Raw genomic sequence first — 17,882 nt, forward strand, 5'->3', positions numbered from 1 at the left:
AGGACGAGGCGCGCGCCCGCGATCAGAACTCGCCGTGGAGCCGCCCGGAGAACACCGACACCGGGCCACGATCCGCGTTGTAGGCGGGATTGACGATGAGCTGGTAGTCGGCGGTGAAGGTGAGCGCCTTGTTCAGCGCATAGGCGTAATAGGTCTCGAGGATACGCTCCTTGCGATAGTTGAGCGCGCCGTCACCGATCAGCACGCCGAGCCCGCCGGCGGCGAGGAAGTCGCGATAGTCCTGGGAGATTGCGTTGACGGCGCCGCCGATGCCGATCACGTCGTCGGGCCGGCCCCATTTCGTGCCCTTGATCGACAGTCCGCCGGACAGGCTGCGATTGATGTCGGTGAAGGCCAGCGTTTCACTCTTGCCGTCGTTCCAGCTCCAGCGGCCGAACAGTCCGACATCGTCGGTGATCGCCTGCTCGAGGTTGACGACATAGCCGACCTTGAGGCGGCCGCGCCGGGTCTGCGCGATGTCGAGGTTGAGCGCGGGATTGTCCAGCGTCTCGCGGAAGCTGCCCATATTGGCGCTGTCGACCCAGCCCATGGTCCTGAGCTTGCCGGGCTGGCCGAACAGCGAGAAGCGCGTCTCCAGCTCGAGCACGTACTGGCCGCGCTCCCCGACCTTGGTGTCGAAGTGATTCGAATTGGGCTCCGCGACCATCAGGAAATAGCCGCCGCGCAGCGCCCATTGCTTCTGGTTCAATTCGGCGGTGACGCCATAGGTGAGGCCGACCTTGTCGGCGGAATAGTCGAAGGCGCCCGGCGCCCACAGCGACCAGTTCATGAAATCCTTGCGGGTGTCCTTGGCGTAGGCGTTGCCGTCGAACACGTCGACCACCGCGAACTTGCCGGCCTGCACCGTGAGCCTGGAAACGTCGACCTTCTGGCCGAGCTGCAACTGGCCGCTCGCGAGCTCTTCCTGCTCGCCACCGAAGCCGAAGGTCTGACGCACGAACAGGCGCGAGGTGTTGTAGTGCGGATAGGGGAAGTTCGACTTCTGCGCCTCGCCGTTGGGGAAGCCGGCCGCGCCCACCGTGTCGTTCAGTCCAAATCCCTGGAGCAGCTCGGGATTGTAATAGACCTCGCCGCCGTCCCACAGCTTCGCGTTCAGGAACAGGCTGTTGCTCCAGGTCGCCTTGGCCTGCGCCGACGGCGAGAGAGAGTTCGTTCCGCTGTAGAGAGCGGGAAACGACGGATAGCCTTGCGGCAGATAGGTGCTCTGACCGTGAATCTCCCAGCGATCCGATTCCGTGTCGATCAGGGAGCTCTTCGGATTGTAGCTCGGCATGCCCGGCCAATCGACCTTGCGGTTGAGGCCGAGCCTGACCTGCTGGAAGTCGAGCGACGAGGAGGTGTATTGGGCCCCCGTGGAGAAGGCGACGTTGGCACCGTCGAAGCGGCTATAGAGGTATTCGAGCCGCGCGCTCCAATGCGGTGCGAAGCCGTATTCGATGCCGGCACCCGCGATCCAGCCGGGCCGCGTGTTCAGGATCTTCGGGACTTCGGCGCCGGAGGGCGGCGTGTCGAAATAGCGCTCGCCCATCCAGGCGAAGCCGCCGGTGGCATAGACGAGCCACGGACCGCTGGTGTAGCCGACGCGGCCGCGCAGACTGGCGGTGTAGTCCCATTGCTGCGTGACGGTGTTGGCGGGTGTCGACAGGAAGGAGACGATCGAGTTCGAGGTGATGTAGTTGGGAAACGAAAAATCGCCTTCGACGCCGACGAGCCAGCCGGAATTGAGCCGGTAATTGTAGCCGGCCTGCACGCCGCCGATCATGCCGCTGAAGACGCCGCTGTCGCCGATCGCGGTGCCGTCGTTCAGCGCGAAGCGGGACGAACCGCGGCCATAGCCGGCATGCGCGCCGATGTAGAGGCCGGTCCAGTCATAGACGGCCTTCAAGGCCGGTGCCTTCAGCGGCAGATCCGCCGCGCGGCCGGCGGTGGGAAAAGCCAGTACACCCGAGGCAATCGCCGCGGCTGTCCGCAAGTACCGGTGTCGGTGACCCCTCAACGTCAAAACGCACGCCCCCAAAACGCAAATGTGCCCCAGCCGCCCCGACATCCCTGCCGATTCGCGGCGATCCTGTCACCAGGTTCCGGTTGGTCACGCGATCGGCCGAGATGATCTCGATTCGACGCGATTTCTTCCCAAGTCCCCGTGCTTGCTACAAACCTTATTGCGATTAATTCGCAATAGCAACTGACACGGATTGCCGCAGATGATGGTTCGCACCGCTGTGTGACGGGACTGCAACATCGCCTAAAGGAGCCAGGAACCCGAACTGCACGAGCGGAGCCCGGCCTTTGCTGGAGGACCTATCCGTGACGGATGGAAGGGGTGGCGGCATCGCGAAAGGCTCGACGGCCGGCCACCGGCCAGTGGAGGCGCCTAGCAGCCGCGGCAGATGCCCTTGATTTTCCTGTCGAGCAGCGCGTCCTCCTTGCTCGACGGACTGTTCGCCGCCGGTTTGCTCATCGCCGGACTATTGGTCGCCGGTGTGATCGTGTCCCACCGCTGCTGCCAGAGTTTTTCGCCAATCGTGCAGAGAACCCGCGGTTTCTTGTCCACTGAGGGGGCCGGCGATTGATCCGGCGTACGGCCCGCGACCTCGAGCGCCAGCTTTCTTGAAGTTTTCGCGATCGGTGACCGGCACAACAAAGGAACCTGGGCCGCCGACCACGCAATCCTCATAGTACCAATCGATATGATCGATATGGCTGATGTCCACCTGACCAGGAGGCGTTGCATTGATCACGATCGGCAGGCCGGTGATGACGATGCCCTGCTGCACTGCTGTGCCGCGCGCGGTGGCGACAGGATCGCCGTTGTTGTTGGGGCCATCGCCCGAAACGTCGATGATGCGGCGCGCGCCCCGGTACGGGTTCTGCTCGAACAGCGGCATGGCGAACTTGATCGCACCCGAAATCGACGTGCGCGAACCGCGGCGGATCGGTGCCTTCATGATTTCAGCTGCGACGGCCTCGGCCGCTTCCGGTCCGTCGATCTGCCGCCAGGGGACGACGACGTCCTGATCTTTCGCCGATGACCATTCGAAGTAGGTCAGCGCGATCTTGCCGACAGGGCCGGTCCGCAAGGCCCGCAGGAACTCCTCCGAGACGATGGCCTTGGCATAGCCTTCGCGTTGAGCTGCCAGGTCGTCCGGCTGCACCGAGTAGGAAATGTCGACCGCGATCACGAGCTCGACGTCCACGGCGGGGCGACTGTCGCCCTGGGGCGCTGTCTGCGGCTGTGAGGCCGGCTCGGGAAATGCCTGTGCCGATGTCAGGATCGCAATCAGGATCGATCCAATTGAGACCCGCCAATTCACGCTCGCCCTCCAGCACCCATTCGTATCCTGACACGCGGAACGTGCAATCGGAAGGACAGCTTGAGCCAAGCCGTGGCCGGGCTTTTCTGGCCCCAAAACGGTTGACCCCGCCCGGGGGGACAGCCGGGCGGGGTCGGGGGCACGACACGGGGTGGATGAGGCGCCCGTGTCGGACGCGGGATCCACGTGAGATCGGCCTCAGGTACTCAAATCAGTAGCAGCTGCGAACGCGGCCGACGTACTGGCCGAAGGCGTTGTACTGAGCGACCCAGCCGCAGCGGTGATAGCCGTAGTAATAGGGGTCGTTGCTGGCGGCGATCGCGGAGCCGACGACGGCGGCGGTGGCGATGCCGGCACCCACACCCCAGACCCAGCCGGGCTGCTTGGCTTCGGCCGAGGAGGTGGTGGACACGATGCTGCCGGTGACGGCGAGGGCAGCGAGAGCTGCGGCGGCAATCTTGGTCTTGATCGACATGTGAAACTCCATCCGGGTTGAGGCGGTCCGTTGTGGCCCGCGTGCCCAGTTGGACGGAGGCTCCGCGCGTCCGGTTCGAAGACGCCGGATGCGACCCCGGGTTGAGGTTCTTTCCTCAATGATTTCAGGAGGATGTTGGCTAGCCGAGAGGGCCCTTGGCGAGCCTGTTCACGTCGAAGTTATCGACCTCAGTGAGCAGCTCGCAGAAGGCCGTCGCGCCCTGATCCAGCAATTGCTCGCCCTTTTCGGGCACGGCCAGCGTCGCATTGCCGATGGCGCCGCTGGCGTTGAGATCCTGCGCCTGCCAGGCGAATGGCGCGGGCCGCTGCGTCGACAGCCAGCGATACTGCGTCTCCATCGCGACGCTGCTCGCGGGAAAATCCGCGATCGCATCTGTGCGCACCTGGTCGGGATAGCGCGCCAGCATGATCGAGGTCTCGACCGCGCCGCCATGAATGCCGTGGCGCACCTCTTCGGCCGGGAACAGCTTGTCCGCGCCCGACAGCCGCGACCATGACGTCGTCACCACGAATAGCTTGTGATGTGCGCGCAGATCCTGCGCGACCAGCATCATCGCCGCGCTGTTGCCGCCATGGCTGGTGATGATGACGAGCTTCTTCACCCCGCGACGCGCGACCTCCTCGCCGATCGCGGTCCATCGCTTCAGCGCCACATCGGTCGGCAGCGTCTGCGTGCCAGGATAGTCGATATGCTCGGTGGAAATCCCGACCGGTTCGACGGGCAGGAAGCTGGCCGGAACGGTTGCGGGCAAAAGCTCGCGCACGCGCGCCAGATAGGCGTCGGCGATCAGCACGTCGGTTGCGAGCGGCAGATGCGGGCCGTGCTGTTCGGTCGCCGCCAGCGGCAGCACCGCGATCCAGCGCGCCGCCTCCATTGGACCGGCATCGGCCCAGCGGATCTCGGTCCAGTCGCGGGACGGCGTCATCAAGTTTTCCTTGGAGGTTTCTTTGCCCGAATTTGTCACGTAATTTGGGGTATGGAGGGGACGCGGGCCTGGCCGGCTCGCGTCCCCGATGTCTTGCGGTTTTATCGCGTTGGACTGGCATCGGCCAGCCACGATCGACGGAGTCCCATCATGAGCCCCTCTCATCTGCGGCGAGCGTTAACGGCGGGCTTGATGGCCGCTTTGGTTTCAGTCGTCCCGGCGCGCGCCGAGACCCTGGACAAGGTCACCTTCGGTACCAACTGGGTCGCCGAGGCCGAGCATGGCGGCTTCTTCCAGGCGGTCGCCGATGGCACCTACAAGAAGTACGGGCTCGATGTCACCATCGTCCCCGGCGGTCCCAACGAGAACAACCGGATGCTCTTGATCGCCGGCAAGATCGATTTCTTCATGGCCGCGAACACGCTGATGTCGTTCGACGCGGTCGCCAACAACGTCCCCGTCGTCACCATCGCCGCGGTCTTCCAGAAGGATCCGCAGGTGATGCTGACGCAGCCGGATGCCAAGGTCGCCAAGATCGAGGACCTCAAGCCGCTGACCTTGTTCGTCTCCAAGGAAGGCATGACCAGCTACTTCCAGTGGCTGAAGTCCGAATACGGCTTCAACGAGAAGAACGTCAGGCCCTACAATTTCAACCCGCAGCCCTTCATCGCCAATCCCAAGAGCGCGATGCAGGGTTACGTCACCTCCGAGCCCTTCGCGGTCGAGAAGGCCGCCGGCTTCAAGCCGAACGTGCTGCTGCTCGCCGATTACGGCTTCAACACCTACTCGACCCTGATCGAGACGCGCCGCGACATCGCCGAGAAGAAGCCCGATCTGGTGCAGCGCTTCGTCGATGCCTCCATGATCGGCTGGTACAATTACATCTACCGCGACAATTCCGCCGGCAATGCCATGATCAAGCAGCTCAACCCTGAAATGACCGACGATCTGCTGGCCTATTCCGTCGCCAAGATGAAGGAACATGGCATCGTTGATTCCGGCGAGTCGCTCAAGAACGGCATCGGCGCCATGAGCGACGAGCGCTACACCTCCTTCTTCAACAAGATGGTGAAGGCGGGTGTGGTGAAGCCCGATCTCGATTTCCGCAAGTCCTACACGCTGCGCTTCGTCAACAAGGGCGTCGGCGTCGAGCTGCGCCCGACCAAGCCGTAACGCATGCCGGAGTTAGATCGATATGTCGCGGCGCGGTTCACCTCTCCCCGCTGGGGAGAGGTTAAGGTTGCCGATCGATCCCACCACATCACAGCCAGCGTTCGATGGTAGAGCGCAAAACCTCGTCCGGGGTCGAGGCCAGCCTGACGGCTCTCGCCGTCAGGCTGCGCGGCGTGACGAAGGTCTATGACAACGGCGTCGTGGCGCTTGGGCCGCTCGATCTCGCCGTGCGCAAGGGCGAGTTCATCTCGCTGTTGGGGCCGTCGGGGTGCGGCAAGTCGACCGCGCTGCGGCTGATCGCGGAGCTCAGTGCGCCGTCGTCCGGCATCGTGCGGGTGGCGCGTCACGAGGGACCTGCGCAGCCGGGGCACGGCATCGGCTTCGTGTTTCAGGAGCCGACCCTGATGCCCTGGACCAGCGTGCGCGAGAACGTGCGGCTGCCCTTGAAGCTCGCAGGCGTGGCGAAAGCGGACGCACGCGCGCGCGCCGACGACGCGCTCGCGAGCGTCGGCCTTGCCGATTTCGCCGACGCCTATCCGCGCGAGCTGTCCGGCGGCATGAAGATGCGGGTCTCGCTGGCGCGCGCGCTCGTCACCGACCCCGATATCCTCCTGATGGATGAGCCGTTCGCGGCGCTCGACGAGATCACGCGCTTCCGCCTCAACAACGATTTGCTCGCGCTGTGGCGCAGCCTGCGCAAGACCGTCATCTTCGTCACCCATTCGGTGTTCGAATCCGTCTATCTGTCGCAGCGTGTGGTGGTCATGACGGCGCGGCCCGGCCGGATCCATGCCGACATCCGCATCGAGACGGTCGAGCCGCGGACCGAGGAGTTTCGCACCTCGGCCGCCTATTCGGATTACTGCCGGAAGGTGTCGGCGGCGCTGGCGCCGTCCTATTCGGGACAACCGGTGCTATGAGCGCGCAGCCCTCCGTCACCGCCGGGCCGTCGGGCGCGCACCGCGCGGTGCGCTTCGTGCTTCCCGTCGTCGTGCTTGCGGCCGGGCTTCTCGCCTGGGAACTCGTGGTCCGCATCAGGGAGATCCCGCCTTACGTGCTGCCGGCGCCTTCCGTCATCTTCCTGACGCTGATCAAGGACTGGGCGGTGCTGTCACAATCGCTCGCCACCACGCTTCTGACCACGCTGGAAGGATTTGTGGCGGCGAGCGTCGGCGGTATCGCACTGGCGCTGTTGTTCAACCAGTCGAAATGGGTGGAATATTCGCTGTTCCCCTACGCCGTCGTGCTCCAGGTGACGCCTGTGATCGCGATTGCACCGCTGCTCCTGATCTATCTGGAGCAGCAGACCGCGGTCGTCGTCTGCGCCTTCATCGTCGCCTTCTTCCCGGTGCTCTCCAACACCACGCTCGGGCTCAATTCGGTCGACCGCAACCTCGCCGGGCTGTTCCAGCTCTATGGCGCCTCGCCACCACAAACCCTGCGCTTCCTGAAGCTGCCGGCGGCGCTGCCCTATATCCTCGGCGGCCTGCGCATCGCCGGCGGGCTGTCGCTGATCGGCGCCGTCGTGGCCGAGATCGCGGCCGGAACGGCCGGCGCCGGCTCCGGGCTCGCCTACAGGATCGCCGAGTCAGGCTACCGATTGAACATACCCCGCATGTTCGCCGCGCTGCTGTTGTTGTCGCTGGCCGGGATTGTCATCTATGGGGTGCTGGCGCTAGTTTCCCACCTCGTTTTACGGCGCTGGCATGAAAGCGCGCTTGGAAAGGAAAACTGATGACCGCCGGTTCGATTTCGTCCGAAAAGACCGACCTTCTGATCTATGGGCCGGTGCGGCCGATCCTCGAGAACGGTTTTTCCGATCATTTCGTCGTGCACAAGGCCGAGACGCGAGGCGACCTCGAGCGGTTGACGCCCGCGATCCGTGAAAAGATCCGCGGCGTGGCCGTGACCTATCACACGGTGCGCGCCGACAAGGACTCGCTGTCGCAACTGCCCAAGATCCAGATGGTGGCAAGCTTCGGCGTCGGCTACGACCATATCGACGCCAAATACGCGGCCGAGCACAACATCATCGTCACCAACACGCCCGACGTGTTGACCGAGGAGGTCGCCGATGTCGCGATGGGCCTCCTGATCTCCACCGTGCGCGAGTTCATCAAGGCCGACCGTTACGTCCGCTCCGGGCTCTGGCAGACGCAGAACTATCCGCTCAGCGTCGGCTCGCTGCGCGACCGCAAGGTCGGCATCGTCGGCATGGGCCGGATCGGCCAGGCGATCGCGCGCCGGCTCGACGCGTCGCTGGTGCCGGTGGTCTACCACTCCCGCAACCCGTCCAAGGACGTCTCCTACAAGCACTATCCCGATCTGATCGAGATGGCGAAGGCGGTGGATACGCTCATGGTGATCGTGCCCGGCGGCGCCAGCACCAACAAGATGATCAATGCCGAGGTGTTCAAGGCGCTCGGCCCGCGCGGCGTGCTGATCAATGTGGCGCGCGGCTCGGTGGTCGACGAGCCGGCGCTGGTGCAGGCGCTGAAGTCCGGCACCATCCTCGCCGCCGGTCTCGACGTGTTCGCGGCGGAGCCGAGCGTGCCGGACGAGCTCAAGAGCATGCAGAACGTCGTGCTGCTGCCGCATATCGGCTCGGCCTCGGTGGTGACGCGCAACGCGATGGACCAGCTCGTCGTCGACAATCTCAAGGCCTGGTTCGCCGGCAAGGCGCCGTTGACCCCGGTTGCGGAAACGCCGTTCAAGGGGCGCTGATGACCGTTCTTCGGGTCGTTGCATTGGCCATCGCGGCATGTGTCGCCGCGGTCGGCCCTGCGTTGGCGCAGGATGCGACGACCCTGAAGAAGCAGATGCCCGGGCAGTGGGAGCTCTCGACCACCGAGCGCAGCAAGACCTGCGTCGTCACGATGAAGGCCGACGCCGCCGGCCAGGGCTTCAAGCTGGAGCTGGAGCCGGCCTGCAAGACCGCGCTGCCCTTCACCAAGGACATAGTCGCCTGGAGCGTGAGGGGTCTCGACATCGTTCGCTTGCAGGATGCGACCGGGGAATCGGTGATCGACTTCACCGAGGTCGAGGCCGGTATCTTCGAGGGGCTGCGGCAGGGCGAGGGCGTCTACATCCTGCAAGACCTCGCCGCCGCCCGTTCGATGGCTAAGTCGATGGACCAGATGATCGGCGACTGGTCGATGGTGCGCGGCAACGGCCAGCCGGTCTGCGGGCTGACGCTGACCAATACCGAGGCCGGGCCCGACAATTTCCAGGTCTTCCTCAAGCCGAGATGCGATGCGGCGATCGCGCAGTTCAACCCGACGCAATGGCGGCTCGAACGCGGCCAGATCATCCTGATGTCGAAATCGGGCGATATCTGGCAGTTCGAGGCCGACGACAACGCGCAGTGGAGGCGGGTTCCCGATACCGCCGATCCCCTGATCATGCTGCGGCAATAATTTCTCCCGGCCAATAATTTCTCCCGGCGATGTCGATTTGGCCGAGGCTCAATCGTCACATCCATAGCGAGCCGGTTTGCGGCCGGAGCGGTCGCTGCTCGCGCCAGGGGAGTTTTTCATGCGCTTCATGTACATCGTGACCTCCAGCCAGCCGATGGCAGGCCCGTCCCCGGCACTGGCGGAGGCGATGCAGAAAATATCCGAGCGGGAGATCAAGGCCGGTCGAATGCTCGACAATGGCGGCCTGATGCCGCTTGCGACCGGCGCACGGGTGAAGATCGTCGACGGCGAGCTCAGCGTCATCGACGGCCCCTTCGTCGAGGCCAAGGAAGTGATCGGCGGCTACGCCATTTTCGAGCTGCGCGACAAGACGGAAGCCCTGGCCATGGCGAAGGAATTCATGCAGTTGCATCTCGATCACATGCCGGGATGGGACGGTACCTGCGAATTGCGGGCATTTGCGACGCCGGGCGTGGACGTGGCGTGCGAGATCGACGCGCGTTCCAGGGTCGCCGCCCACGGCTGATGAACACCACCGCTCGTCCTAGAGCGTTTTCGAGCGAAGTGGATACCGGTTCGCGCAAAGAAAACGCGTCAAAACAAGAATCTAGAGCCCCGTTCCGATTCCGTCGGAATGGAAAGGGCTCTAGTCGGCGGCGATGACGGCCGCCGACACCGATCGCGCGATCCGCGCCGCGATTCACGCAACTTGGCGCGTCGTGCAGCCGCGGCTGATCGCGACGCTGTCGCGCATGCTGCGGGACGTGACGCTCGCGGAGGAATTGACCCAGGACGCACTGGTCGCTGCGCTGGAAGCCTGGCCGCTCAGCGGGGTGCCGGATAATCCCGGCGCCTGGCTGGTTGCGACAGCCAAGCGCCGCGCGTTCGATCATCTGCGCCGGGCAAAAATGCTCTCCCGCAAGCAGGACCTGCTGACGCACGACCTGATGCAGAAACAGGACGCGATGCCCGATTTCGACACCGCCCTCGACGACGACATCGGTGACGAATGGCTGCGGCTGATCTTCACGGCCTGCCACCCGCTGCTGCCGCGGCAGGCCCGCGCGGCGCTGGCGTTGCGCATGATCTGCGGCCTGACCACCGACGAGATCGCGCGCGCCTTCCTGGTCACGGAGGCAACCATCGCCCAGCGCATCGTCCGCGCCAAGCGCACGCTTTCGCGGTCGGGCCTCACCTACGAAACGCCGAGCGGCGAGGCGCTTTCCGAGCGTCTCGCCTCGGTGCTCGAGGTCGTCTATCTCATTTTCAACGAGGGCTATTTGGCCTCTCGCGGCGAGGAGTGGCTGCGGCCGCAGCTCTGCGACGAGGCTCTGCGCATGGGACGGGTGCTGGTCGGGCTCGCGCCGCTCGAGCCCGAGGTGCACGGTCTCATGGCGCTGATGGACCTGAATGCCGCGCGGATGCATGCCCGCACCGACCACGATGGCGAGCCCATCCTGCTCATGGACCAGGATCGCGGGCTGTGGGATCGGCTGCAGATCACCCGCGGCCTTCGGGCGCTGGATCGCGCGCGCGCGCTCGGCGGTGCCGGCCGCTTCTACACGCTGCAGGCCGCCATCGTCGCGTGTCATGCCACCGCGGAGACGGCCGCAAGCACCGACTGGCGGCGCATTGCGGAGCTCTATGGCCAGCTTGCGACGCTGGTGCGCTCGCCTGTGATCGAACTCAACCGCGCGGTCGCGCTCGGCATGGCCGAAGGGCCGCAGGCCGGGCTCGATCTCGTCGAACTGATCGCCGACGAGCCGGCGCTCAGGACTTATCACCATCTCCAGGCCGTGCGCGGCGACCTTCTGCAAAAGCTCGGGCGTTTCGCCGAGGCGCGGGTATCGTTCGAGACCGCCGCCCGTCTTGCCACCAATGCGCGCGAGCGCGTGTTGATGGAACGACGTGCGGCAGACATTGCCGATGCCGGCGGCATGGCTTGAGGCGCGCTAAAACGGTTCGAGACGCCCGCTTTGGCGGGCTCCTCACCATGAGGGGCTGATATCTCGCCGCGAAACGCAACCTCATCCTGAGGGCCCGCCGTAGGCGGGCGTCTCGAAGGATGGCCGCAGATTACGTCGTCGGCTTCGGCGGCGGCGCAGTGCCCTGCGCCCACTTCTCCAGCTTGCCGAGCACGCCCCAGGCCGTGAGCGCCAGCGAGATCGGCATCGCGAACTGGCCGAGCCCCGGCACCGCCGACACGATCGTTCCGAGCAATCCGGCAATGCCGCCTGCGTTGGGGGTCGCCGTCACCGACGAGAGCAGTGCGGTGAGCACCGAGCCGCCGATGCCGAGTGCGGTCTTCTTGCCGTCGAGCAACTTGCCGATGGTCTCGCCGAGCGCGCCGTTGACCTGGCCGAGCACGGGCTTGCCGTCCTTGTTGAGCAGGGCGCTGAGCAGGTCGACGACCTGCTTCAGCTGATCGACCGGGGCGGGATTGGTCGGGGTGACTGGTCCTGGCATGGGCGCCGTCTTGTTGATGAGGGAGAAGAGCCGTTCGAACAGGCTGATCGGGTCGTTGGTGGCGGGCAGCGTGTTGCCCGGTGTCGTCGTCCCCGGCGTTACGCCGCCGGCGGACGGTCGCAGCAATTGCGCGAGGTCTTCCAGCCGCTTCAGGGCCTGGGACAGATCGCGGGTCTGCCCGGCGGTGCCCGACTGCGCCGCGCGCGTGATGGCGGCGACCGTGGCTCCGTCGAGAAGCCCGCTATCCCTCAGGCCGTTCTGCTGCTGAAACTGCGAGACCGCAGCCCTGGTCTTCGGTCCGCTGATGCCGTCCTCTGCGAGCGGCGGATTGGCGCCGAGCTTGTTGAGCGCCTGCTGCATGAGAACGACCGTCGAGGCGATGTCGTCCTCGGGCTCGGCCCGGCCCACGAATTGCGGGCTGCCGTCGAGGGTGATCGAGGAATCGAGCGACATCATCGCATGCAGGATCACGGCGGTGCCGAGCTGGGAATCGACGTGGTTCGAGTCGAACACGTGGTCGCGGACGAATTTGCCGCCCCTCGCCTCGGGCGGGCCGTACAATGTCGAGCCCCCATAGAGATAGGGCGAATTGCAGCCCTTGGCGTGATAGCCGAAGCCGTTGAACGCCTCGAGCCGGAACAGCATCCGCTCGATGCCCCAGTCCTGGGCGCCGATGAAATTCTCGATTCTGAACGCGTCCACGGCGCCGTCCACGAACGTGGCGAACGGACCGCGCCCTTTCGGAACGATGGTCGTCACGCGATGGATCGACTCGCCGTTGCCGAGATAGGTGTCGAAATCGAAATTGGACTCGCGATAGTGGCAGAGGGCGGCAAAATACCAGGGAACACCGGTCAGCCGCTCGATCTGCTGATAGGTCGCCTTGCCGTTGATCGCCTTGCGTGCGACGGCATTGGCGTCGGCAACGCGTGAAGGCCGGATCTCAAGACTGGACCAATTTCGCTCGTATTCGCCTTTCAGACTCTCGAATGAGACCATTTCCAGCTCCCGAAAAAATATGAATTATCGAAATTGTATGAAAGTCAGAATGAACCAGGCCCCGTGATCGGGGCGTGACTCCAGCGTGATCGGCGCAAATGTGGCAGGTTGCCGGCTAGGCGCATGTGAAATGGCTTACAGCTCCAGCGGGAAAATCAGCGGCGGGACCGGCATCGCAGGGCGTCCGACAATGAGGGAACCCGCGGGGTCCTCCGCCCGTTAGCAACGCACGCGGTCAGGAGGCTTGCCCAGGAGGCTTGCATGGCCAAGCGCGTCCTCGCGATCGGCATCGAACCCGGCGTTGCGGACTACAGCGCATTCCCGCAACTGACGCCGGAGCTCGTGCGCAATTACATCGAGGCGCAGTTCTTGCGCTTGCGCGATCTCGGCTATCACGTCACGAGCTGCCTGATCGATGTCGATGCGGCAGCGGAAGCCGCGGTGACGGCGGCGTTGCGCGACGAGAGCTTCGACTGCATCGTGATCGGCGCGGGCCTGCGCGAGCCGAAGGAGCGCCTGCTGCTGTTCGAGAAGGTGCTCAACCTCGTCCACCGCCTGGCGCCGAATGCGGCGATCTGCTTCAACACCACGCCCGCCGACACCGCCGAGGCCGTGCAGCGCTGGATGGAGCCCTGACCTTAGACGGCCTGCATGTGCATCGCACATGGTATGATCCGGCTGCCGTCGCGCGGCGCCGGCAATTTGTCTGGCTCGAATTCGCTTCCGGCGCTATGACACGGCTCACCACAGGGGAGGTCGAGCATGCTTCGAGGTCTTCGCATTGGAAGTCTTGGGATCGCCGCGTGTCTGACGGTTGCGATGGCGATGCCGGCGCATGAGGCGGCGGCCCAGGACGCCGTCGGCGGCGCGATCATCGGCGGTGTCGGCGGGGCGATCCTCGGCGGCGCGATCGGTGGAGGCCGCGGTGCAGCAATTGGCGCCGTCGTCGGTGCCGGCACGGGCGCCGCGATCGCCTCCGAGGGCGAGCGCCGCCGCTCCGGCTACTACGCCTATCAGCGCGGCTGCTACATGCAGCGCCCCGACGGCCGCTACGTCCCGGTCGATCCCCGATATTGCTATTGAGGCCTGATGGAGCGCTCGCGCTCTAGCTCTTTGCTGCCGCCGGCATGATCTGGAGCAGCGGCTCGGGCTGGATCGAGATCTGGCCGGCGAACGGCCGGTCATGTGCGGCGATGAGCAGGACGGAGGTGGCTACTCCCGTCGCGAACAGGCCCATCGCGATCGCCGATCCCAGGCGGTTGTCGCAATGAACGAGGCCGATCACCAGCAGCGCGCAGACGGCCTGGAGGTACAGGCACCACCACTTGACCGGGTTCACTGCGGCTAGGCTGACGATGATCCGCTGCCGCCGCGCATCCAGCGCCTGCTCCAGCGCGGCGATGAGCTCGCGCTGCACATTCGCCTGCCCCGTGCCTTGCGGCGTCATCGCGACGACGAGCTGCAACGCTTCCGCAAGCGCAGGCGGCGTGACTTTCAACGAGACCGCCTGATGCGCCATCATCGGCCATTCCACCGTGACGGCCTGTCCGACATAGTCGCAGACGAGGCCCCGCAGTCGCGTCTCCTGCTCCGCCGGCAGGCCTGCGGCCAGCAGCACGGCGCTTCGCAGCGCGCTGGCCTCGCGGCTCACCGCAGCGCTGGCGCGGTCGCTGTCGCCCCAGACCTGCGCCGCAGTGAAGGCGACGAACAGGCCGAAGATGATGCCGAGCACCGGCAACATGCCCGGCGAGATCGCCTTCAGCGATTTGGCGCGCTCGCCGGTCGCGACAAGCGCGATGCCAGCGAAGATGGCAACGGCCAGAAGATAGGTGAAGCCAAAGATCACCAGCGCCATCAAGGGCAGCGGCAGATTGTGCAGCCAGTCGCTCATGCTGTTCTTGTCGCTCGATTCGAAGCTTCAGATCAACCGCATCCCGCGCTTCAGCGTGCGCAAATCGCCGGCTTCTCCATGCGGACGGTTTCTGATACTGAAGTCGCTACTTGACTATCGCGCCGCGCGCTTATACTGAAGTATAGGCTTCACTAATGAGCAGGGTGGCAATGACCGATCAATCCATCGTCGACAACACGTTTGTCATCGAGCGCATGTATCTCAAGCCGCCGATCCAGGTATTCGCGGCTTTTTCCGACGCGTCCAAGAAGCGCCACTGGTTTGCTGAAGGCCCTGACCATGACGTCGAGCATTTCAGCATGGATTTTGCCGTTGGAGGGCGAGAGCGCGCCCAATACCGCTTCAAGAAGGGCACGCCTTTCGCCTCGGTCGCGCTCACCTACGACGGGCACTTTCTGGATGTAGTTGCCGATCGCCGCGTTGTTACGGCGTCCACGATGACGTTAGGAGAGCGGCGCATATCCGCATCCCTCGTGACCGCGGAATTCCGTCCAAAGAATTCGGGGACACTGTTGGTCCTGACCCATCAGGCCGTCTTCTTCGAGGGTGCGGACGGTCCCAAAATTCGCGAGGCTGGATGGCGCGCTCTGCTCGATCGACTTGAGCCGGTCGTCTAGGCACCTGCACGGAAAATCGGAGGAGTGTGTCAATGGCCACGTCCGCGGCCTTGCGCATCGGCAGGGTCGATCGAATCCTGGATGCCCTTGGTGATTCTACGCGCCGTCGGATCATTCGCCTTTTGAGTGCCGGTCCAATGTCCGTGTCGGACCTTTCCAGGCCGCTCGGTATCACCGTCACGGCCGTGACCCAGCATCTGCGCATTCTTCAGTCCTGTGCCTTGCTCAAGTCCCACAAGAAGGGGCGCGTACGCATGTGCAGCCTGGATATGTCGGGATTCGAGACCCTGGAGCACTGGATCAGAGAACACCGGGCGTCGTGGGAGCGTCGTCTCGATCGACTCGGCAGCCTCCTGGAGGAGGATTAGACGTGAAGAAGCTGCTGATTGCGATCGGCGTGGGCACAGGACTTGCCACGCTCCTGGGGGGCGGTTTCATCGCATGGGCGCTCGATGCGTACAGAGCGGACCCTCTGGCGCAGGCCCGCGCCCTGAACGATTCTCGCGTTGTGATCAGCGAGCGCGATGGTTTCATTGTCATTCGCCCGTCCGCTGCCCGGTCAGCGATTGGACTCTTGTTTTATCCGGGCCTCCGGATTGAGCCGAGGGCGTATCTCTCCAAGCTTGTTGCGCTAGCTAGCCAAGCCCGGGTCAATATCGTCATTGGCCGGCCGCGCCTCAACATCGCAGCCTTCTCGATCGGGCAAGCCGACGAAATGCGCCAGCAGTTGACCGGGATCGAGCGTTGGTATGTGGGCGGGCATTCGCTTGGAGGCGCGGCAGCCTGTTACTACGCGAGCAAACACCGCGACGATCTTCAGGGGATTGTGTTGTTCGGTACCTATTGTGGCTCCGATATTTCGAAGTCTCCGCTTAAAGTGCTCGCCATCGTAGCGGACCACGATGGCATCATGGCACCTGAAACGATCGAACAGCACTCGGTGGAATTGCCGACTGATGCGCAAATTGTTCGAGTCGCGGGCATGGTCCATAGCCAGTTCGGGAACTACGGACCTCAGTCTGGCGATGGCCGGCCTTCGATCGACGATCGTCAGGCGTCCGAAGCTATTTCGGAAGCTGCCCGAGCTTTCTTCCACTGAGGGACGTTCCCTTCGCGAACGGCTATATCAGCTTCATCCCCCGCAAACTCGCGTGCCCGTTCCTACCGACAATGATGTGGTCATGCACGGCAATCCCCAGCGGCTTGGCGATCTCGATGATCGCCTTGGTCATCTGGATGTCGGCTTGCGACGGCGAGGGATCGCCGGACGGGTGGTTGTGGACCAGGATCAAGGCGGTCGCCGACAATTCCAGCGCGCGCTTGATCACCTCGCGCGGATAGACCGGGGTGTGGTCGACGGTGCCGGTCTGCTGCACCTCGTCGGCGATCAGCTGGTTGCGCTTGTCGAGGAAGAGCAGGCGGAATTGCTCCTTGTCGGCAAAGGCCATGCTGGTGCGGCAGTAGTCGATCACCTCGTTCCAGGACGACAGCGCGTTGCGGCTGTTGACCTCGCCCTTGGCGACACGATGCGCGGCGGCTGCGATCAGCTTGAGCTGGTGGATCGCGGATTCGCCGATGCCGTCGATCTCGCGCAAGCGCGCCACCGGCGCGTGCACGACTTCGGCGAACGAGCCGAACGTCTTGATCAGCGTCTTCGCAAGCGGCTTGGTGTCGCGCCGCGGCAGCGCCGGAAACAGCGCCATCTCCAAAAGCTCGTAGTCGCTGAGCGCATCGGCGCCCGCGCTGTAGAAGCGCTCGCGCAGCCGCTCGCGATGGCCGTGATAGTGCGGCGCGTCCTCAGGCTTGCTCTTGTCGTGGTCGGTCTTGGCGGGCATCAGGCATAACCATGCCGGACGGCGCGCGGTTTGCAACCACGAAGTGTCTGGCCCCGGGCTTACCAATCCGGCCATGCCTTTTTCGGCGCGCTCTGGCCAGCAGAGTTCGCGCATCGGCAACGCCGGGAGCCGGTCAGGATGTTGCCGGCCCGGATTCCCGGCGCCGTCTACGGTTGGGGCGAATGAGCCGTCGGAAAAAATTTCACGCCTGCTGTCTTCGTCCTCCTGCCTCGTTCGTCTCAGCGCTGTCGGCCGGTCGAGTGGCCAGCCGATCTTCCGCAACAGGAGAACATCAATGTCCCGGACCAGACCTGAGCCGTCGCGTCGTACCTTCGTTGCCACCGGCCTCGGAGCCGGCGTCTTGCTCGCCGCGCAAGCAGCGCCGTCCCACGGCCAGAACAGGAGCTCGAAAATGGAAGCGACCATTCGCACCGGCGGCGACGTCGCGACCCTCGTCAATGTCTTCACGGTCGAGCCGGACAACCAGCACAAGCTGGTGCAACTCCTGAAGGAAGGCACCGAGAGCTTCTTCAGCAAGCAGCCCGGATTCATCTCGTCCAGCGTCCACGCCAGCAAGGAGGGCCGGCGCGCGATCAACTACTCGCAATGGGCAAGTGCAGGGGACATCGAGAATTTTCGCAAGGATCCGAGATTTGCGCCGTACGTCCAGCGCCTTGCGGCGCTGGCGAAGGCCGAGACGATCCTGTG

The 17,882-nt window shown here is 64.5% G+C and carries 19 protein-coding genes and 1 pseudogene; 13 read left to right on the top strand and 7 right to left on the bottom strand.

Going from position 1 to position 17,882, the window contains the following annotated elements; translation table 11 throughout:
* Positions 1-22: 22 nt before the first annotated feature.
* From XI08_RS12965 to XI08_RS12980, 4 genes and pseudogenes are all read right to left on the bottom strand, one after another.
* Positions 23-1,993 carry a carbohydrate porin gene (locus XI08_RS12965; RefSeq protein ID WP_271574674.1) on the bottom strand — a complete coding sequence of 657 codons (1,971 nt, stop codon included), beginning with the start codon at positions 1,991-1,993 and terminating at the stop codon, positions 23-25.
* A 522-nt stretch (positions 1,994-2,515) separates the two neighbouring features.
* Positions 2,516-3,335, bottom strand: a pseudogene (locus XI08_RS12970) (DUF1194 domain-containing protein); the annotation flags it as partial.
* Positions 3,336-3,546: 211 nt separating this feature from the next.
* Positions 3,547-3,810 (bottom strand): hypothetical protein, encoded by a 264-nt coding sequence (locus XI08_RS12975; RefSeq protein ID WP_028175107.1) that lies wholly within the window; start codon positions 3,808-3,810, stop codon positions 3,547-3,549.
* A 139-nt stretch (positions 3,811-3,949) separates the two neighbouring features.
* On the bottom strand, positions 3,950-4,756 hold the full coding sequence (locus XI08_RS12980; RefSeq protein WP_271574675.1) for a creatininase family protein: 807 nt from the start codon (positions 4,754-4,756) through the stop codon (positions 3,950-3,952).
* Positions 4,757-4,906: 150 nt separating this feature from the next.
* On the opposite strand from XI08_RS12980, the gene XI08_RS12985 reads away from it, so the two are divergent.
* The 7 genes from XI08_RS12985 (at position 4,907) to XI08_RS13015 (ending at position 11,291) form a co-directional block, all read left to right on the top strand.
* A complete protein-coding gene (locus XI08_RS12985; protein ID WP_271574676.1) occupies positions 4,907-5,929 on the top strand; it encodes an ABC transporter substrate-binding protein in 1,023 nt (340 codons plus the stop codon).
* Between the two features lie 104 nt (positions 5,930-6,033).
* Positions 6,034-6,849, top strand: coding sequence for an ABC transporter ATP-binding protein (locus XI08_RS12990; protein ID WP_271574677.1), 816 nt, complete (start codon positions 6,034-6,036; stop codon positions 6,847-6,849).
* Positions 6,846-7,664, top strand: a complete 819-nt coding sequence (locus XI08_RS12995) for an ABC transporter permease (protein WP_271574678.1) — start codon at positions 6,846-6,848, stop codon at positions 7,662-7,664. The genes XI08_RS12990 and XI08_RS12995 overlap by 4 nt, the downstream gene beginning before the upstream one ends.
* Positions 7,664-8,653: a 2-hydroxyacid dehydrogenase gene (locus tag XI08_RS13000; protein WP_271574679.1), complete on the top strand. Its 990-nt coding sequence runs from the start codon at positions 7,664-7,666 to the stop codon at positions 8,651-8,653. Before XI08_RS12995 ends, XI08_RS13000 begins: the two co-directional genes overlap by 1 nt.
* Entirely contained in the window at positions 8,653-9,345 is a 693-nt protein-coding gene (locus tag XI08_RS13005; RefSeq protein WP_027548008.1) for an AprI/Inh family metalloprotease inhibitor, read from the top strand. The genes XI08_RS13000 and XI08_RS13005 overlap by 1 nt, the downstream gene beginning before the upstream one ends.
* Positions 9,346-9,463: 118 nt before the next feature.
* Positions 9,464-9,871 carry a YciI family protein gene (locus XI08_RS13010; protein ID WP_271574680.1) on the top strand — a complete coding sequence of 136 codons (408 nt, stop codon included), beginning with the start codon at positions 9,464-9,466 and terminating at the stop codon, positions 9,869-9,871.
* Between the two features lie 133 nt (positions 9,872-10,004).
* Positions 10,005-11,291 carry an RNA polymerase sigma factor gene (locus tag XI08_RS13015; RefSeq protein ID WP_271574681.1) on the top strand — a complete coding sequence of 429 codons (1,287 nt, stop codon included), beginning with the start codon at positions 10,005-10,007 and terminating at the stop codon, positions 11,289-11,291.
* Between the two features lie 130 nt (positions 11,292-11,421).
* On the opposite strand, the gene XI08_RS13020 is transcribed toward XI08_RS13015, so the two are convergent.
* Positions 11,422-12,810 carry a peptidoglycan-binding protein gene (locus tag XI08_RS13020; protein WP_271574682.1) on the bottom strand — a complete coding sequence of 463 codons (1,389 nt, stop codon included), beginning with the start codon at positions 12,808-12,810 and terminating at the stop codon, positions 11,422-11,424.
* 261 nt (positions 12,811-13,071) lie between these two features.
* On the opposite strand from XI08_RS13020, the gene XI08_RS13025 reads away from it, so the two are divergent.
* A complete protein-coding gene (locus tag XI08_RS13025) occupies positions 13,072-13,446 on the top strand; it encodes a hypothetical protein (protein WP_271574683.1) in 375 nt (124 codons plus the stop codon).
* A 126-nt stretch (positions 13,447-13,572) separates the two neighbouring features.
* Positions 13,573-13,893 carry a YMGG-like glycine zipper-containing protein gene (locus tag XI08_RS13030; protein ID WP_027548013.1) on the top strand — a complete coding sequence of 107 codons (321 nt, stop codon included), beginning with the start codon at positions 13,573-13,575 and terminating at the stop codon, positions 13,891-13,893.
* 22 nt (positions 13,894-13,915) lie between these two features.
* On the opposite strand, the gene XI08_RS13035 is transcribed toward XI08_RS13030, so the two are convergent.
* Positions 13,916-14,701 carry a bestrophin-like domain gene (locus XI08_RS13035; protein ID WP_271574684.1) on the bottom strand — a complete coding sequence of 262 codons (786 nt, stop codon included), beginning with the start codon at positions 14,699-14,701 and terminating at the stop codon, positions 13,916-13,918.
* Positions 14,702-14,871: 170 nt separating this feature from the next.
* Here XI08_RS13035 and XI08_RS13040 point away from each other — a divergent pair, with 170 nt between their 5' ends.
* Genes XI08_RS13040 through XI08_RS13050 form a run of 3 tightly spaced genes read left to right on the top strand, consistent with a single transcriptional unit; the run spans position 14,872 to position 16,438 of the window.
* Complete coding sequence (locus XI08_RS13040; RefSeq protein WP_271574685.1) at positions 14,872-15,339, top strand: SRPBCC family protein; 468 nt, start codon at positions 14,872-14,874, stop codon at positions 15,337-15,339.
* Between the two features lie 32 nt (positions 15,340-15,371).
* Positions 15,372-15,707: an ArsR/SmtB family transcription factor gene (locus XI08_RS13045; protein WP_271574686.1), complete on the top strand. Its 336-nt coding sequence runs from the start codon at positions 15,372-15,374 to the stop codon at positions 15,705-15,707.
* Positions 15,708-15,709: 2 nt separating this feature from the next.
* Positions 15,710-16,438, top strand: coding sequence for an alpha/beta fold hydrolase (locus XI08_RS13050; protein ID WP_271574687.1), 729 nt, complete (start codon positions 15,710-15,712; stop codon positions 16,436-16,438).
* Between the two features lie 22 nt (positions 16,439-16,460).
* Here the strand turns inward: XI08_RS13050 and radC are convergent, their stop codons facing one another.
* On the bottom strand, positions 16,461-17,174 hold the full coding sequence (gene radC, locus XI08_RS13055) for a RadC family protein (protein WP_271574688.1): 714 nt from the start codon (positions 17,172-17,174) through the stop codon (positions 16,461-16,463).
* A gap of 295 nt (positions 17,175-17,469) precedes the next feature.
* On the opposite strand from radC, the gene XI08_RS13060 reads away from it, so the two are divergent.
* The coding region (locus tag XI08_RS13060; protein ID WP_271574689.1) for an antibiotic biosynthesis monooxygenase family protein at positions 17,470-17,882 on the top strand (413 nt) is incomplete at its 3' end.

The organism is Bradyrhizobium sp. CCBAU 11361 (genome assembly GCF_028128935.1).
Lineage (GTDB): Bacteria > Pseudomonadota > Alphaproteobacteria > Rhizobiales > Xanthobacteraceae > Bradyrhizobium > Bradyrhizobium niftali.

Bases quoted from the DNA above. Each gene is read 5' to 3' on its own strand.
- XI08_RS12975 (WP_028175107.1), bottom strand. From the start codon at position 3,810: ATGTCGATCAAGACCAAGATTGCCGCCGCAGCTCTCGCTGCCCTCGCC.
- XI08_RS12980 (WP_271574675.1), bottom strand. From the start codon at position 4,756: ATGACGCCGTCCCGCGACTGGACCGAGATCCGCTGGGCCGATGCCGGT.
- XI08_RS12985 (WP_271574676.1), top strand. From the start codon at position 4,907: ATGAGCCCCTCTCATCTGCGGCGAGCGTTAACGGCGGGCTTGATGGCC.
- XI08_RS12990 (WP_271574677.1), top strand. From the start codon at position 6,034: ATGGTAGAGCGCAAAACCTCGTCCGGGGTCGAGGCCAGCCTGACGGCT.
- XI08_RS12995 (WP_271574678.1), top strand. From the start codon at position 6,846: ATGAGCGCGCAGCCCTCCGTCACCGCCGGGCCGTCGGGCGCGCACCGC.
- XI08_RS13000 (WP_271574679.1), top strand. From the start codon at position 7,664: ATGACCGCCGGTTCGATTTCGTCCGAAAAGACCGACCTTCTGATCTAT.
- XI08_RS13005 (WP_027548008.1), top strand. From the start codon at position 8,653: ATGACCGTTCTTCGGGTCGTTGCATTGGCCATCGCGGCATGTGTCGCC.
- XI08_RS13010 (WP_271574680.1), top strand. From the start codon at position 9,464: ATGCGCTTCATGTACATCGTGACCTCCAGCCAGCCGATGGCAGGCCCG.
- XI08_RS13015 (WP_271574681.1), top strand. From the start codon at position 10,005: ATGACGGCCGCCGACACCGATCGCGCGATCCGCGCCGCGATTCACGCA.
- XI08_RS13020 (WP_271574682.1), bottom strand. From the start codon at position 12,810: ATGGTCTCATTCGAGAGTCTGAAAGGCGAATACGAGCGAAATTGGTCC.
- XI08_RS13025 (WP_271574683.1), top strand. From the start codon at position 13,072: ATGGCCAAGCGCGTCCTCGCGATCGGCATCGAACCCGGCGTTGCGGAC.
- XI08_RS13030 (WP_027548013.1), top strand. From the start codon at position 13,573: ATGCTTCGAGGTCTTCGCATTGGAAGTCTTGGGATCGCCGCGTGTCTG.
- XI08_RS13035 (WP_271574684.1), bottom strand. From the start codon at position 14,701: ATGAGCGACTGGCTGCACAATCTGCCGCTGCCCTTGATGGCGCTGGTG.
- XI08_RS13040 (WP_271574685.1), top strand. From the start codon at position 14,872: ATGACCGATCAATCCATCGTCGACAACACGTTTGTCATCGAGCGCATG.
- XI08_RS13045 (WP_271574686.1), top strand. From the start codon at position 15,372: ATGGCCACGTCCGCGGCCTTGCGCATCGGCAGGGTCGATCGAATCCTG.
- radC (WP_271574688.1), bottom strand. From the start codon at position 17,174: ATGCCCGCCAAGACCGACCACGACAAGAGCAAGCCTGAGGACGCGCCG.